This window comes from Haloarcula quadrata (assembly GCF_003634715.1).
Lineage (GTDB): Archaea > Halobacteriota > Halobacteria > Halobacteriales > Haloarculaceae > Haloarcula > Haloarcula marismortui.
In genome coordinates, this window is sequence record NZ_RBWW01000001.1 from 1,178,557 (window position 1) to 1,194,391 (window position 15,835).

General features: G+C 63.4%; 14 protein-coding genes. 6 read left to right on the top strand and 8 right to left on the bottom strand.

Annotation, left to right across the window (positions count from 1 at the left end):
• Positions 1-69 precede the first annotated feature (69 nt).
• On the bottom strand, positions 70-1,650 hold the full coding sequence (purH, locus tag BDK61_RS06055) for a bifunctional phosphoribosylaminoimidazolecarboxamide formyltransferase/IMP cyclohydrolase (RefSeq protein WP_121302641.1): 1,581 nt from the start codon (positions 1,648-1,650) through the stop codon (positions 70-72).
• Positions 1,651-1,795: 145 nt separating this feature from the next.
• Here purH and BDK61_RS06060 point away from each other — a divergent pair, with 145 nt between their 5' ends.
• The 5 genes from BDK61_RS06060 (at position 1,796) to BDK61_RS06080 (ending at position 7,316) form a co-directional block, all read left to right on the top strand.
• Positions 1,796-2,350, top strand: coding sequence for a hypothetical protein (locus BDK61_RS06060; RefSeq protein WP_121302643.1), 555 nt, complete (start codon positions 1,796-1,798; stop codon positions 2,348-2,350).
• 247 nt (positions 2,351-2,597) lie between these two features.
• Positions 2,598-3,665, top strand: coding sequence for a zinc-dependent alcohol dehydrogenase family protein (locus BDK61_RS06065; RefSeq protein WP_004963011.1), 1,068 nt, complete (start codon positions 2,598-2,600; stop codon positions 3,663-3,665).
• 130 nt (positions 3,666-3,795) lie between these two features.
• Complete coding sequence (gene purB, locus BDK61_RS06070) at positions 3,796-5,178, top strand: adenylosuccinate lyase (RefSeq protein WP_121302645.1); 1,383 nt, start codon at positions 3,796-3,798, stop codon at positions 5,176-5,178.
• A 93-nt stretch (positions 5,179-5,271) separates the two neighbouring features.
• Positions 5,272-6,579 carry an MFS transporter gene (locus BDK61_RS06075; protein WP_004963003.1) on the top strand — a complete coding sequence of 436 codons (1,308 nt, stop codon included), beginning with the start codon at positions 5,272-5,274 and terminating at the stop codon, positions 6,577-6,579.
• A gap of 92 nt (positions 6,580-6,671) precedes the next feature.
• Positions 6,672-7,316, top strand: a complete 645-nt coding sequence (locus BDK61_RS06080) for a phosphoribosyltransferase (RefSeq protein WP_121302647.1) — start codon at positions 6,672-6,674, stop codon at positions 7,314-7,316.
• Between the two features lie 25 nt (positions 7,317-7,341).
• Here BDK61_RS06080 and BDK61_RS06085 read toward each other — a convergent pair whose 3' ends face one another.
• From BDK61_RS06085 to BDK61_RS06105, 5 genes are all read right to left on the bottom strand, one after another.
• Complete coding sequence (locus tag BDK61_RS06085; protein ID WP_121302649.1) at positions 7,342-8,469, bottom strand: M20 family metallopeptidase; 1,128 nt, start codon at positions 8,467-8,469, stop codon at positions 7,342-7,344.
• A complete protein-coding gene (gene lysA / locus BDK61_RS06090; RefSeq protein WP_121302651.1) occupies positions 8,469-9,704 on the bottom strand; it encodes a diaminopimelate decarboxylase in 1,236 nt (411 codons plus the stop codon). Before lysA ends, BDK61_RS06085 begins: the two co-directional genes overlap by 1 nt.
• A gap of 204 nt (positions 9,705-9,908) precedes the next feature.
• Positions 9,909-10,388 (bottom strand): Tfx family DNA-binding protein, encoded by a 480-nt coding sequence (locus tag BDK61_RS06095; protein WP_241244078.1) that lies wholly within the window; start codon positions 10,386-10,388, stop codon positions 9,909-9,911.
• 121 nt (positions 10,389-10,509) lie between these two features.
• Positions 10,510-10,881 (bottom strand): hypothetical protein, encoded by a 372-nt coding sequence (locus BDK61_RS06100; RefSeq protein ID WP_049938713.1) that lies wholly within the window; start codon positions 10,879-10,881, stop codon positions 10,510-10,512.
• 1 nt (position 10,882) lies between these two features.
• The gene (locus BDK61_RS06105; RefSeq protein WP_004962982.1) at positions 10,883-12,409 is read right to left on the bottom strand and encodes an aldehyde dehydrogenase family protein; all 1,527 of its coding nucleotides are present in this window, start codon (positions 12,407-12,409) and stop codon (positions 10,883-10,885) included.
• Between the two features lie 484 nt (positions 12,410-12,893).
• On the opposite strand from BDK61_RS06105, the gene BDK61_RS06110 reads away from it, so the two are divergent.
• The gene (locus BDK61_RS06110) at positions 12,894-14,015 is read left to right on the top strand and encodes a bactofilin family protein (protein ID WP_121302655.1); all 1,122 of its coding nucleotides are present in this window, start codon (positions 12,894-12,896) and stop codon (positions 14,013-14,015) included.
• 28 nt (positions 14,016-14,043) lie between these two features.
• Here BDK61_RS06110 and BDK61_RS06115 read toward each other — a convergent pair whose 3' ends face one another.
• Both BDK61_RS06115 and BDK61_RS06120 read right to left on the bottom strand, forming a co-directional pair.
• Positions 14,044-14,571: a hypothetical protein gene (locus BDK61_RS06115; RefSeq protein ID WP_164734739.1), complete on the bottom strand. Its 528-nt coding sequence runs from the start codon at positions 14,569-14,571 to the stop codon at positions 14,044-14,046.
• A 294-nt stretch (positions 14,572-14,865) separates the two neighbouring features.
• The gene (locus BDK61_RS06120) at positions 14,866-15,696 is read right to left on the bottom strand and encodes a 2,3,4,5-tetrahydropyridine-2,6-dicarboxylate N-succinyltransferase (protein ID WP_121302657.1); all 831 of its coding nucleotides are present in this window, start codon (positions 15,694-15,696) and stop codon (positions 14,866-14,868) included.
• Between the last annotated feature and the right edge of the window lie 139 nt (positions 15,697-15,835).

Sequence of the window (15,835 nt, forward strand, 5' to 3'; positions counted from 1 at the left end):
GTCGTGACGGAACCACCGATAGACTCGCTGCACTCGTCTATCGAGGTTCGGACACCCCCTCGTTACTGCTCAGTCGTGTCTGAACGACCGCTGACCGGTGAACACCATCGCGATGTCGTGTTCGTCCGCGGCCTCGATGACGCTCTCGTCGTTCTTCGAGCCGCCGGGCTGGATGACCGCTTCTATACCGGCGTCAGCGGCCTCCTCGATACCGTCCGGGAACGGGAAGAAGGCGTCCGAGGCCATCACAGCGCCCTCGGCGTCTTTCCCTTCTGCGTGCTCGTCGGCCTTCATCGCGGCCAGTCGGACGGCGTCGACCCGGGACACTTGCCCCATGCCGATGCCGACCGTTTCCGTCCCGTCAGCGAAGAGAATGCCGTTGGACTTGACGTGTTTGAGCGTGTGCCAGGCGAACAGCATCGACTCGATCTGCTCGTCGGTCGGCTCGCGCTCGGTGACGACTTCAAGATCGTCGACTGAGAGGTGCTGGGTGTCCCGCTCCTGAACGAGTCGGCCCCCAACGAGGGGCTTTTCGGTCAGGCTGTCGGTGACCTCGAAGTTCTCGTTCACATCGAGAACGCGGAGATTGTCCTTCTCGAACAGCACGTTGAGCGCGGCGTCGGTGTAACCGGGCGCGACGACGACTTCCTTGAAGGAGTCGATGATCTGCTCGGCGGTGGCGGCGTCACACTCGCGGTTCAGCGCGACGATGCCGCCGAAGGCGCTCATCGGGTCCGTCGACAGCGCCTTCTCGTAGGCGTCGGCCACGGAGTCGGCGGTCGCACAGCCCGCGGGATTGGTGTGTTTGATGACCGCGGCGGCCGGCTCCTCGAACTCCTTGATGAGATTTAGCGCGCCGTCGGCGTCGTTGTAGTTGTTGTACGACAGCGCCTTCGCGCCCTCGTTCAGCTGGTCGGCGTGGACGACGCTGGCCTCCGAGACGGTCGTGTCAGTGTACAGCGCGGCGTTCTGATGGGGGTTCTCCCCATAGCGCAGACTCGATGCGAGGTCATCCGAGACGATGCGGCGGGCAGGGAAGTCTCCGCCCTCGTCGCCCTCTACTGAGACCGTCCCTTCATCCCAGTCGATGGTGACGCGGTCCTCGGCGAACCACTCGATGACGCGCGGGTAGGCGGTGAACTCGCCTTCATAGAGCACGCGCTCTTTGAGACTGTCCTCGTCGTCATCTTCGAAGACGGGAATCGGTTCCTGCGTGACGATGGGGCCGCCGTCGACGCTTTCATCAAGGACGTGGACGGTACAGCCCGTCACCTTCACGCCGGCGTCGAGGACCTGCTCGTGGGCGTTCGCCCCGGTGAAATTCGGCAGGAGACTCGGATGGACGTTCAACGCGGTCGGTGTCCCTTCGAGGAACGTCTCGCTGAGGACGCGCATATAGCCGTCCAGCGTGACGAGGTCGAAGTCGTACTCCGAAAGGGCGTCGAGAACGCGCTCCTCGTGGGACTCGCGCGATTCGTCCGCGTCGCGCTCGACGACTTCGGTCGGGATGCCGCGTTCGGCGGCTGCTTCGAGTACCGGCGCATCTGCGTCGTTAGTCAGAACGACGGCGAACTCCGCCCCGCCCGGGGCGCGGTCCGCGATGTTCATGAGATTTCGGCCGCGGTTACTGGCCATACCGGCGAGTTTCATGTGGGACTGACCGACCGGACCGTGCAAAGTTGTTGCGAAACCCCCGGCTGGACTGTTGTGTGCGACCACGCCACATTAGCTATGTCTGTATTCTCGGCGTGTACCGGTTCGGTGCGCATTTGTAGCCCGCCGCCAACTCGCCCGTATGGCGAAGCTACGGTGTCAGCGCGCGGGTGCGGTCGCCGCCGTCGGTGGTGTCGTCTGGGTTGGCTGGGCCGTGGTGCTGTCCGCGACCGGTCAGACCGAAATGAGTACCTCCATCCTCGCCGGAACCGCCCTCTCCGCACTCGGTGTCGTAGCCGGTCACTATGCCATTGAGGATTTCTACGGCGCACGGATGAAGCGGCCAGGGACCATCGGTGCGTGGGCCGGCGGCCTCGGCGGCCTCGTTTTCGCCGTCGGACAACTGGTCCGCCTCCTCTCCGGTGGTGGCGAGGCGGTCATCGGAATCGGCGTACTCGTGCTGGTCAGCGGGTCGATACTGGTCGCGGCCGGCCTCGTCAGGACTCGCATCCAGCCACCCTGGCTGGGCGTGTTGCTTGGCCTCGGGACTATCGCGTTCCTCGGGTTCGAAGTCCAGCCAGCGGCGGCAACCGTATACGGCCTCGCGTGGGTCGCACTTGGACAGGACCTCTATCGCTTTGACCCACCGGATGGCCGCTTTGGCGATGCCGACGGCGACTACGGCTGGCTGAGTTGAGGATTGGCCGCTAGCGGGACCATCTCTTCACTCTCTGTCGAAGGTATTTCGATGTGGACGAAAATATGGCTACTTGATATGTGTCATCGGCTTCGGCAGCAGCGGCAGTTATCTGAAATTATTCTGGACTTAGATTGACGCAGCCGAGTAACCACAATATCAGGGGTGCGGACCTCCTCGATCGCGAAGATATTGTACCTCAAAAACCATAATATTCATTAGTAATATATCCTATGTTAATAGTGTAATGCAAGCAGTACTACTAGAAGAGTTTCAGGAGCCGCTAACAGTACAAGAAGTCGAACGCCCCGAACCGGAGCCGGACGGTGCCGTCGCCGAGGTCATCGGCTGTGGTATCTGTCGGTCCGACTGGCACTGCTGGCAGGGGGACTGGGACTGGTTCGGGTACCGGCCTGACCCGCCACACGTCCTCGGTCACGAGCCGACAGGCCGGATTGTCTCTGTCGGCGAAGACGTCGAAAACATCGAGGAGGGACAGGAGGTCGCCATTCCGTTCAACTTCGCCTGCGGGAACTGCGACCTCTGTCGAAACGGGCGGGAAAACATCTGCGAGAACCACATCGGTCTCGGGTTCATGAATCAGGCACCCGGCGCGTTCGCCGAGGAGGTCCACATTCCCAACGCCGACCTCAATGCCGTTCCGCTCCCGGACGACATCGATGCGGAGTCAGCCGCCGGCATGGGCTGTCGGTTCATGACTTCCTTCCATGCGATGGCCCACCGGGCACCGGTCAGTGCTGGTGACGACGTCGTCATCCACGGCTGTGGTGGCATCGGGCTCTCGGCGGTCCATATCGCGAACGCTCTTGGCGGCAACGTCATCGGCGTCGACCTGATGGACGAAAAACTGGACCGCGCGGAAGAGCTTGGCGCTGTCGCCACCGTCAACGCACAGGAGGTCGACGACCCCGCAAAGGCGGTCAGGGACATCACTGACGGCGGGGCCGACGTATCCGCAGACGCCCTCGGTATCGCAACGACCTGCCAGAACGCCGTAAACTCGCTCCGCAAAGGCGGGACGCACGTCCAGATCGGACTAACCACCAGCGAGGAGGCGGGGATGGTGTCGCTCCCGACCGACGAGTTCGTCGCCAAAGAAATCGATTTCAAGGGGTCACTCGGGCTCCAGCCATCGCGGTACAGCGAAATGCTGGACATGGTGGAATCGAGCAAACTCGACCCGACGGCGCTGGTCGAGGACACGGTCGACATCCATCAAGTGCCCGACGAACTGGCCGCGATGAGTGACTACAACACGGTCGGTATCCCGGTCTGCAACGAGTTCAGCAATTAACGACGCGCCTCTTTTTTACCGAACCCCCGTTTCTGCCCCGTTCCACCGTCACGCCACGCGTCGCAACTGCACCGCGTCGCGGTTGCGGGAGAACGACACGCTTTTTCGCGCCTCCCGCGCACACTCGGGTATGACCGAGAGAGGGCCACTGGCCGCTGTTTCGCCGCTCGACGGCCGATACGCCCGCTACACCGAACCGCTCGTCCCGTACGCCAGCGAGCGGGCGCTGATGCGCGCCCGCGTCGAAGTCGAAGTCGAGTATCTCATCGCACTTGCCGACCTCGACGCCACACCATTGTCAATCGACGATGGTCAGCGCGCGACACTCCGGGCGCTGTACGAGGAGTTCGACGACGAGGACGCGAGCGTCGTCAAGCAACTCGAAACTGAGGGGTACGGGGAGTATTCGGCGACCAATCACGACGTGAAAGCCATCGAGTACTTCATCCGACTGGGTATGCCCGACGACCTCGATGCCGCCAACTGGATTCACTTCGGGCTGACCAGCGAGGACGTGAACAACCTCGCCCAGCGGCTGCTGGTCAAGCCCGCCGCTCAGGAGGTGCTGATTCCCGAACTCCGCGAGATTCGGGATACGCTGGTGGAGATGGCCCACACCTACGCTGACGTGCCGATGCTGGCCCGCACACACGGCCAGCCTGCGACGCCGACGACGTTCGGCAAGGAGATGGCGGTCTACGCCTCGCGGCTGGGGCAGGCCATCGGCCGTGTGGAGCGTGCTGCTGAGGGCCTCTCCGGAAAGCTCGCCGGTGCGTCGGGAACCTACGCGGCCCACGTCGCCGCCTACCCTGACGTGGACTGGCCGACGTTCGCAGAGTCCTTCGTCGGCGGCCTCGGACTGGAACACGAACCGCTGACGACACAGGTCAACCCCTGTGACGACCTCGCGGTCCTGTTCGACGCGCTCCGGGGCGCGAACAACATCTTGCTTGACCTCGACCTCGACGTGTGGCTGTACGTCTCGGACCGCTATCTCGGGCAGGAGGCCGTCGAGGGCGAGACTGGGTCCTCGACGATGCCTCACAAGGTCAACCCCATCGACTTCGAGAACAGCGAGGGGAACCTCTCGAAAGCGAACTCAGACCTTCGCTTCCTCGGCGACTACGTCACAAACTCCAGGCTCCAGCGGGACCTCTCTGACTCGACGGTCAAGCGCAACATCGGGGCCGCCTTCGCCCACTGTCTCATCGGCTACAGCAAGTGCCAGAACGGGCTGGCGAAGGTCGTCCCCAACGAGCAGGTAATGGCCGACGACCTGGCTGGGACGCCAGAGATCATCGGCGAAGCCGTCCAGACGATTCTTCGCCGTGAAGGGTACGCTGACGCCTACGAACAGGTGAAGAAGGCGACGCGAGGCCGCGAGGTTACTATTGAAGACTTCCATGATATGTTCGCCGACCTCGACGTGAGCGACGAGGTGCGGGCCGAACTGGAAGCGCTGACGCCGACCGATTACACGGGCATCGCGGAGCAGCAGGCCGACAACAGTTGAGGAGCGCTGTCTGGTCGACACCGTTTTCGGGTCGACACGTCCCCCCGCGGTAAACGCAACTATCACGAGTGTGGCCGCCTTCGTTGGCAATAGATGGTCTTCGGCACTGACACGCGGGTTCTGACGCTCGCGTTCGCCCGGATGGCGGACGCGCTGGGGAACTCGTTTCTCATCATCGTTCTCCCCCTGTACATCGCCAGCGGACAGGTGTCGCTCGCCGGTATTGCCGGCCAGCAGATACTCGGGTTCACGCTTCAGACGGAGACGCTGATCGGACTGGTGCTCTCCCTGTTCGGTCTGCTGAACAGTTTTGGCCAGCCGTTTACCGGGCGACTCTCAGACCGGACCGGCAAGCGCCGGGTTTTCGTCCTTACCGGACTGGTACTGTTCGCTATCGGGAGCGCGGCGTACCCGTTCCTCTCTTCGTACTGGGCAGTCCTCGCTGCGCGGGCGTTTCAGGGCCTTGGCGCAGCCTTTACGATTCCAGCGACGGTCGCGCTGGTCAACGACTACGCCGCGAGTGACGCCGAGCGGGGCGGGAACTTCGGCGTGTTCAACACCTTCCGGCTCATCGGCTTCGGCTTCGGGCCGATAATCGCTGGCGTCGTCATCACCGGCGGACTCGCCGCGAACGACGTGGTGACCTACCGGATCGCCGGGACCGCGATATCCGGCTTCACCGCCGCCTTCGCTATCGCCGTGTTGGGCGCTGTTGTGAGCCTTGCCCTCGTGTGGGCGCTGATTCAGGACCCGCCGTTCGAGGCAGAGGCCGGAAAAGACCTCTCGATAGCGATTCTGGACCGGGACGGCGAGGGGCTGGATTCGGTGTTCGTCCTCGGTGTTGGCACGTTCATGATGGCGTCCACCATCGCGCTGTTTGCCACGCTCGAAGGCCCGGTTCGAATGCGGCTGAATGAGTCGACCCTGTTTTTCAGCGTCCAGTTCGCCGCCGTCGTCATCGCGAACGTCGTCTTTCAGGTGCCAATCGGGCGGGCGAGCGACCGGTTCGGACGCCGGCCGTTCATCGTCGCCGGGTTCGTCATCCTCGTCCCGTCGGTGTTCGCACAGGGAATTGTAACAGGTCCGTGGCTCATGCTCCTGGCACGGTTCGTTCAGGGCATCGCCGTTGCGCTGGTGTTTGCCCCGTCGCTCGCTCTTGCCGGTGATCTGGCCGGTGCCCGCGGGTCCGGAACGACGCTGTCTGTCCTGACGATGGCGTTCGGCCTCGGCGTCGCTATTGGGCCGCTGGCGTCAGGCCTGCTGTACAACTTTGGATCGTTCAGTACGCCCTTCACCGCGGGTGCCGCGCTCGCGTTCGTTGGACTTGTCCTGACGTACACGCAGGTCGAGGAGACGCTAGACCTCGGGCAGGAGTCGGACCAGCCGGCACCGCAGGACTGAGACCGAGGACTGCGACCGACTGCTCAGCCGGCCGTCAGCCACGAAGACCGCTAACCGGAACGATTAGGATGTACGATTCCATATAATGTGGTATGTTCACAGACCGCTCGGATGCGGCGCAACAGCTTGTAGCCGCGCTGCGCCAGCGGGATGTCGTCGGCGATGTCGTTGTCACGCTCGCACCGAACGGCGTCCCGGTCGGCAACGTGGTCGCTGACGCGACCGGAATTCCAATGGATGTCATCGTCATACAACGTATACGCGCGCCAAACCACCCTGAGTTGACTATTGGGGCCGTCGCGCCGGGCGGCTTCTCGTGGATTAACAGCCCGATGATGCGGTTCCTTGACGTGAACTGGGAGTACGTGCAGGAGGCGAAGACGCACGCGAGCGACACTGTTGAGTCACGAGCGGTCAACTACGGCGAGACGTGGGGGCCGCTTGACGTGGCCGGCAAACGGGTTCTGCTGGTCGATGATGGGATTCCGACGGGGGCGGCGATGCGTGTCGCAATTCAGCGTCTGCGAAAGGCAGGTGCGAACGAGGTTATCGCCGCTGCCCCCGTCGCACCGCCGGACGTGCTCGATGAGGTGCGGCGGTGGGCCGACGACGTCGTCGTCCCGCTAAAACCGGCGGCGTTTCAGGCGACTTCGGACTACTACGAGGAGTTTGACAGCGTGACAGACGAAGACGCAACCACGGCGCTCTCTGACCTCGTTCAGCGGCGGTCGGCGTAGGCCAGTCCGTCGGCGAGGCCGTGGCTTAGACCAGCCGTTCGACTGTCTCCCGCACAGCTCGTGCGGCGGTTCGAACTTCCGAGAGCCGGACGTACTCGCGTTTCGAGTGCGCGACAGCACCTGTTTCGTCGCTCAGGTCGCCGGGGCCGAACACCACAGTCGGCCCGTTGTTTGCAAAATACGAGGCTTCTGTCGCGGCCCCGAACTGCCGGACCGCGCCGCCGCTAGCTTCCTGCAGTGTGCGGACCAGTTCGGCGTCGGTGTCGGTTGCAAACGCCTCGGGAAACGGCGTATCCGGGCGGATGAGGTCCACGGTGAGGCCCATCGATTCCGGGAGCCACTGTTCGAGGTGGGCCTGCAGGTCCGCACAGAATGACTCGCTGGTCTCCGGCGGGACGCTCCGCCGGTCGAACGTGATAGTGCATTCGGCTGGGACCTGATTGGTCGCCTCGCCGCCCTCCACCATCGACGGGGTGAGAATGGGGTAACCAAGCGTTTCGTGTTCGCCCGGCCCTTTCTTTTCCTCGTAACTCTCCATCGCCTGCAGTATCGGCGCGGCGGCCCGAATCGCGTTGTGGCCGCTGCCGGGGTCGGCGGCGTGGGCACTCTCGCCGTGGATGGTGACCGTCCCCTCGAACTGGCCGCGGGCGGCCGTACACACATCGAGGCCAGTCGGCTCGCCGACGATGTAGCCGTCGGCGTCGATGGTGTCAGCGAGGTGTGCGCCGCCGGTCTGTGTCGTCTCCTCGTCGGTAGAAATCGCCAGTGTGACCCGGCCGTCGTCGGGCGTCACGGTGAGGAACGCATCGAGGAGCGCCGCGAGCGGCCCTTTCGCGTCGCAGGCTCCGCGGCCACAGACGATATCGCCGTCCCCGTCACCGCCAGTGCCGTCGATAGTCTCGTCTGGCCCCGGCGGCTCTGTCCGCCGCTCGTAGGGCAGATGCGGCGGCACGGTGTCGATATGCGTGTTGAGGAGGATATGCGTTCCGTCCTCGTCGCCCCGCGAGACGACGACGTTCCCGAGGTCGTCTATCTCCGGGTACTCGCCGGCGTCTTCCAGCGTGTCGACCAGCAGCGAGCGCATGTCGTCGACGTGCTCGTCTGACCGCGTTTCGACGGCCCGCCGGTGGAACGATGGGATGTCGAACGCCATTACCGTTCCATGCGGGTCACGTCCGCCAGCGTCTCGCGTTCCCGCACGACTCGCGTCTCGCCGCCCTCGAAGGCAACTTCTGCCGGCCGTGGCTGGGAGTGGAACTGGTTCGCCAGTTCGTAGCCGTACGCACCGGCGTTGCCGATTGCCAGCAGGTCAGTTCGCTCGGGTCGAGCGAGCGGTCGGTCAGTGCAGAACACGTCGGCGCTCGTACAGCAGGGGCCGCCGACCGACACCGGTTCGGCCTCTCGCTCCGGCGCGGTGACGTTCCGGATCGGGTGGTAGGAGCCGAACATTGCCGGTCGGATGAGTGTTGCCAGCGAGGCGTCGACGCCGACGACGGTTGCCGCCGGCGTCTCCTTGACCGTGTTGACCTCCGTGAGGATGCACTCGGCGTCGGCGACAACGTACCGGCCGGGTTCGAGTTTGACCTGCGCGTCGAGGTCCCCGACCGCCTCGCGGACCTTCTCGCCGACAATCTCCATGTCCAGTGGCTCGACGTCTTCTCGGTACGGCACGCCGAAGCCGCCGCCGAAGTCGACGAAGTCCAGTTCCGCGCCGTCGGCGATGACTTCTCGGCCCATGTCGGCGACCTTTCCGATGGCCCGACAGTGGTCGTCGAGGTCGTCGTGAAGGACGCCGCTGCCGGCGTGGGCGTGCAGGCCGACGAGGTCGAAGCGCTCGCGCACGTCGGCCGCGACTTCGGGCACCTCGTCGTAGGGAATGCCGAACTTGGCGTCCTTGCCGGTGGCGACCTTCTCGTGGTGGCCCGTCCCGATACCGGGATTGATGCGGATGGCGACCCGGCCGTCGTAGCCCCGCTCTTCGAGGCGGTCGAAGGTGTCCCGCGCACCCCCCGTAATCGTCAGCCCGGGGTGCTCTGCCGCCAGTTCGACGGCACGGTCGAGGTCGCGGTCCGGCGGATTGACGGCCGTGTACTGGAGCGTGTTCGGGTCTGCGCCGGCGTCGATAGCCCGCTGGAGTTCCCCCCAGGCGGCACACTCGATGTCAGCGCCTGTCTCAAGCAGTTTCGACAGGACGGCCTGTCCGGTGTGGGCCTTCGCGGCGTACATGACGTGGGCGTCGGGAAACGCCGCGGCGAACCGCTCGTAGTTCTCGGCGACGCGGTCGAGGTCAACGACGTACAGCGGCGTGCCGTGCTCGGCAGCTACCGCCTCCAGACGCTCGTGGTCCCAGTCCGCGAGGCGGCGGACCGGCGGCGAGTCGTGGCTCATTGGGGAAACCACGGTGTCGGCGGCTAACAAGGGTTCCGTTTCGATACACGGAGCGCCCCAACTGGCCATCTCGCTATTGGCTGACGCCTAGCTGGGGCCGGCGCTGCACGCAACAATCGTCTGTCGGGACTCAACGATGCGTCGGTACGTGCGCCATGTACTTCGATTCACGCAAACAGTACTGTTGCCGGACGCTATCCCCGGTCACTCTGTGCGTTCTGCCGACTGCTCTCGAACGTGTACGACACCGTCGTTTGTCACATCGATGCGGAGTGGCACCTGCACCGTGTCCTGCTGAATCGCCCCATCGACGGCGTCATCGATGAGTTGCAACAGATTCGAGGAGCCGTAATTGACCTCCACACCGGCCTCATCACAGGCGGCATACACCGTCGGTGGAATATCGTAGATATCGGTCCCGGCCTCGATGTCAACACAAACGGGTGCGGTCAGGGTGTTTGCGAAGGCGACCGTCTGGCGTGCTTTTTCGACGTTTTCTCTCGCATTGCGCTCGATACTTGAAATATTCGCACGTGACGTGCCGAGCAACTCCCCGATATCACTCTGACGAATATCATGTTCGCGGAGCGCAAGCACCTCCGCCTGACGACGCGTTAGCACGCTCTCGTCCGCATCAAAGCCGACAGCAGCGAGCAGTTCGTCCGGGTCGATTCGCTCATCCATAGCCACAGGTCGGTAGCTGGACTGAAAACAACGTTGTTGCCAGCCGCGAGCGGCCATCCAAGGCCGTACTAAGTAAGGTGGACTGACCCTGAGCGACAGCACAGACTGCTGACTGCCGAGTTCACTGTTCGGTAACGGACACAGCGCCTGGCGACTGCCAGCGGGTCACGTCGCCGCTTGGGTGGCGTGCCATGACAATCGATTCGGCGTCGTGTGACCGGGCGAACCGCTTTACGACGGCAGCTTCGGCGAAGTCATCCGGAGCGTCGATGTACACCCGTCTGGTCAGCCCATCCGTGTGCAGTGACACCCACCCCGCCAGCGCCAGTTCGGTTTTGGGGTCCAGTGTTCCCTCAGCAGCGTCGGGCACCACCGCCCGGTACAGCCGCTCGTGCATCCCTGACGGGACGATGTATTTCGTCCCGTCGGGGGCGATGGACACGTTGGTGGCCTCGATCTGTCCGGGTGGGACTTGCGGGAACGGGACGGTCACATCAATCGAGTGAGATATTCACCGTCTTCGTCTGCGTGTAGTGGTCGATTGTCTCCTGCCCGATCTCTCGACCGATTCCCGACTGTTTGTATCCGCCGAACGGCTGGCCTGCCGGGAAGTCGTTGTAGGTGTTGACCCAGATGTTCCCCGCCTCGATGTCTTTTGCACACTGGTGTGCCTTCGAGAGGTCTTCTGTGAGGACTCCTGCTGCGAGGCCGTAGTCGACATCGTTAGCCAGTTCGATCATCTCATCGTACTCGCTCCAGCTGAATACTTCCTGAACCGGGCCGAATATTTCCTCCTGGACCGCTTTGCTGTCGTGGTCAATCTCGTCAATGAGCGTCGGCGCGACGAAGCACCCATCCGAAAGGGCCTCGTCGTCCGGCTGACTTCCCCCAGTGACGAAGGCTGCCCCCTCTCGTTCTGCCTCCTCGATGTAGCCCAGCGTGCGCTCGACCTGCTCCGCGGTCACTTTCGGGCCGAGGTCTGTCGACTCCAGCAGTGGGTCGTCAACAGTCAGGTCCTCAGCTGCAGCCGCAAGCTCATCCAGGAATTCGTCTTTGATATCTTCGTGCACGAACAACCGTGACCCGGCACAGCAGCACTCACCAGTATTAAAGAAGATCGACGTAATCGTCGTCTGGACGGCCTGTTCCAGGTCTGCATCAGGGAACACAACGAGCGGACTTTTTCCGCCCAGCTCCAGCGTCACGTCGGTGATGCTTTCGGCGGCGCTTTGCATTACTTTACTCCCGATTTCTGTCGATCCAGTGAATGCTAGTTTCCGGATGTCAGGGTGTTTCGAGAGTGGCTCTCCTGCTTCTGGGCCGAACCCGGTGACGACGTTAACGACGCCGTCAGGAATCACGTCCTCCGTGATTTCCATCAGTTTGAGAATACTCAGCGGCGTCTCCTCAGCGGGCTTCAGTACGACCGTGTTCCCGGCCGACAACGCCGGCGCGAGCTTCCAGGCCGCCATCAGGAGCGGGAAGTTCCACGGGATTATCTGTCCGACAACCCCGTACGGCTCCCGGAGTGTCTGGACGTGGCGGCTGTCGTCGGTTTCAATAGTCCGTCCCTCGCCCGACCGGGCGAGACCTGCGAAATACCGGAAGTGGTCGATAACGAGGTCAATATCGATCCGAGCCTCGGTAATCGGTTTCCCGTTATCTAAACTTTCGAGCTTTGCGAACTCCTCGCTTCGCTCCGCAATGGCGTCTGCGATACCGTCCAGCATCGCCTGACGTTCGCCTGTGGATAGCTCGCTATACGTCTCATCGTATGCGTTCCACGCGGCCGCAACCGCGCTATCAATATCCTCGGCTGTGCCGGCTTGCACTTCTGCAAGCGTTTCACCGGTTGTCGGGTCTATTGTTTCGAATGTCTCCCCGCCGCTGCTCTGGACCCATTCGCCACCGATGTACAACTCCCGCCGATCCGGCAGCACCTCGTTTGCCGCCTGTTCGTGCCGCTTCTTTATCGCTGACTTCCGCTCTGTGGCGCTTTGTTGCTTGCTGTCACTAGACATATCTACGACCAATATTCCATGCCGTTAACACTTAAATCTGCATGGTGGTGTAGCCAGTAGCAATTACAAAATGTCGGTTTTTAGAAGTAGTGAAACTAGTATTGGTTTCACTCTGCCAAACACAGTCCTAAATTACAATCGACCTGTCGCCCGGGATACCGCCGAAGAACGTCGTCGGGAACCACTGTCGACCTATCCCCAAATGTCGGATAGTCAATACAGAAATACTCGCTCGGGTCCAGCCCCAGCAGCCGATGCCCACGTTCTGAGTTCCGGTGCTTCGCGCGCTTCCGCCACACTTTGAGTGTGGCTCCTGTCCTCGTCGTTTCCAGCGTCATCTCCTCCACTGGCGACGACACCGCCGCGTTTCGAACCGACCGCTTGGATCGGACGGGTACAGCCCGATTCACACTCCTTGGGTAGTATTCTCGTTGCCCGATAGTATCAACCTACATTTATTATCTTTCCAATATAATCGGGCCGTATGTCTTCCAGACTTTCAAGCGGTGGCATCCGGGTCGCGACGCTCGCGGTCGTCTCGCTCGTTTTGCTCTCAGCTGTGACTGGTACCGTCGCCGCGCAGTCGTATCAGGGAGCAAGTGGAACGATAGTCATCGGACCTGACGAGACGTACGACAGCGTCGAGGGGGTCGCCGGAACGGTCATCGTCCGCGGGACGGTGACCGGCGACATCGCAACCGCAGCGGGTACTGTCCACGTCACCGAGACCGGCGAGGTGGGCGGCAACATCGAAGCTGCAGCGGGGACCGTCCGTATCGACGGCACCGTCGGCGGCGACGTGAGCGTCGCCGGCGGCACAGTCGAGATCGGTGAGACGGCACAGATCGACGGAAACCTCGATGTGGGCGCGAGCTACCTCGCGCTTCGCGGGACAGTCGACGGGACCGTCCAAGCCGGCGCGGAGGAGTTTGTCCTCGGGCCGACGGCGTCGGTCGGCGGCGATGTCCGCTACGACGCCGCAACGTTCACCCGCGCCCCCGAGGCCGCGGTCGGTGGAAGTGTGGTCCGGGACGAAAGCATCGGCGCCAGCGCCGGTCCGGAGTTCGGTGAGTTCGCGCTGCCGTCGTGGGTCGGCGTCGTCTACGGTCTGTTCGTGAACCTCCTGCTGGGCGCGATCCTACTGGCTATCTTCCCGTCGTTCTCGGCGCGCGTCGCCGGCCACGTCGCGGAGCGCCCGGCCAAGTCCGGCGGCGTCGGCCTGCTGGCACTCGTCGCCGTTCCCGTCGTCCTCGTTGTCCTCCTGTTCACCATCGTCGGCATCCCGCTCTCGCTCGTCGGTGCCGTCGCCTTCGGGGTCACGGCGTGGGTCGCGGTCGTCTACGGCCAGTTCGCCATCGGGTCGTGGGCGCTCTCGCTCGCTGACCGGGAAAACCGCTGGCTCGCGCTCGTCGTCGGCCTCGTCGGCTTCGCTCTCCTCGGCGCGATTCCAGTCCTTGGCGGCCTGCTCGAACTGGTCGCGTTCCTGCTCGGCCTCGGTGCCCTGGCGCTCACGCTCCAAGAGTCATACCGAAACCGCGGCGCGGAGCCATCTGGAGGCCGGCAAACGACGCTTGATGAGAACGCCGGCGACACCGCCGCGGCGTGAACGCCGGCTGACGGAGTTGCGACGACGGTCACGCCTCGCTCGCCACGCTGTCGGGAGCCCTGCGACCCCTGGCCGCGGCGTAGGTCCAGCCGAGGAGCAGCCCGTAGGCGAGGTGGGCGACGCCGACCGACGCCACGACGAGGACGCTCCCGAGCATACCTGGCAGCGGGACCAGCGGCTCCGGGAACGACTGGACCCCCAGCGCACTCATCGAGACTGGGAGCAAGAACCCTGTCGAGAGCAGACCAATCGCGGCTGCGAAGACCACGCCGGCCGCGACGCTCTCCCCGACGGACTCGATCTGGCTGTGAAACACCGGCCGGGAAACGACGAACGCGAACAGCAGGCCGGCGAGGGCGCTGTTCAACAGGTGGACGACCCATCCGCCGACCACGGTCGGCCAGCCGTACAGCGCCCCGATAAACGGCATGAGGTTCGCTCCGGCGTGGAACACGACGCCCATGCCGACGCCAGCGACCAGCCCGCTCACACCGCCAGCGACCCATCTGTACTTCGTCACCGCAGAGAGGCGAGAGACGGTATGTCTCTGGCTCATGCGACATGGTTTGTAGTATGGTAACAAATATATAGACGATTGTTCACGCCGCGGTAACGAGTGCTTGTTCGCGCGGCCATAGCAACATATCCGGTGACGATACCCACCGTCACCCGGAGACGATACTTCACGGCTCACGACGGTTGCTCTGTCGAGAGCCGCGGTTCGCGTACCCCTCGCTGCTCCACGGCTCCCTCCGGTCGCCGTTCCGCCGAGGTTCTTCGCTTCGCTCAGAACCTCGCTACTCGCGGGTCACTCCGTTCCCCGCTCGTTGTTCGAGGCGCTCGCGCCTCGCTACTCCCGAAGCGCGTCTTCTCTCTCTGTCGCTTCCAGCGTCTCCTCCTCCACATCGGTCGCCACGACAGCAGGCTTGTACGCCCCGCCGGGGATCAGGTCGTTCTCACCGACCGAGGAGTCGACGAAGCGCTGGAACGCGCGCCGCTCCGGGGGCAGTTCGCCGTACAGTACTTCATCCTCGACGAGGTCGTACACCGGAATCCGGGGTGTCAGGAGCGTGTTCTCGCCGACAATAGACCCCTCGCCGACGACGAACCCGCTGGTGACACGGCAGCCAGCGCCCAGCGACACCTCGTCCTCGACGATAACCGGCGCGTTTTCGACCGGTTCGAGCACGCCGCCGATAAGCGTATTTGCGCCGAGTTTGACGTTCTCGCCGATCTGTGCGCAGGAGCCGACGGTATCACAGGAGTCGACGAGCGTGCCGTCGCCGACGTACGCCCCGATGTTGACGAAGGAGGGCGACATCATGATACAGTCCTCGCCGAGGTACGCGCCCCGGCGGATGGTCGTCCCGTCCGGCGTGTTGCGAGTCCCGCGCTCGCCGAGGTCCGCGGTTTCCCGGAGCGGGAGCACGTCGTGGTAGTCAACGCTGCCGTACTCGCGAACGACGGTCTCGCGGAGGCCGAAGTTCAGCAGAATCCCCTGTTTGACCCAGGCGTTTGCCTCCCACTCGCCGCCGGACTTCTCCGCGGCGCGGACCTCACCGGCTTCCAGCGCCGTGAGGAACTCCGCAAGTACGTCGAGATGGTCGTCAGTCGCGTCGGTCGCTGAGAGGCCGTCCTGTTTCCGCTCCCAGAGGGCTTCGACATCTGCTTGCAAACTCATGACCAACTATCTCTCATGGACGCTATTACTTATCGTGGTTTTCGACCGCAGTCCTCGCCCGGCACATCTCTGTCTCTGGGCCGTGCTGGCAGCCGGCAATTTTCGGCACGCTAAACTCGCCGACGGGGGGTGTCAACTA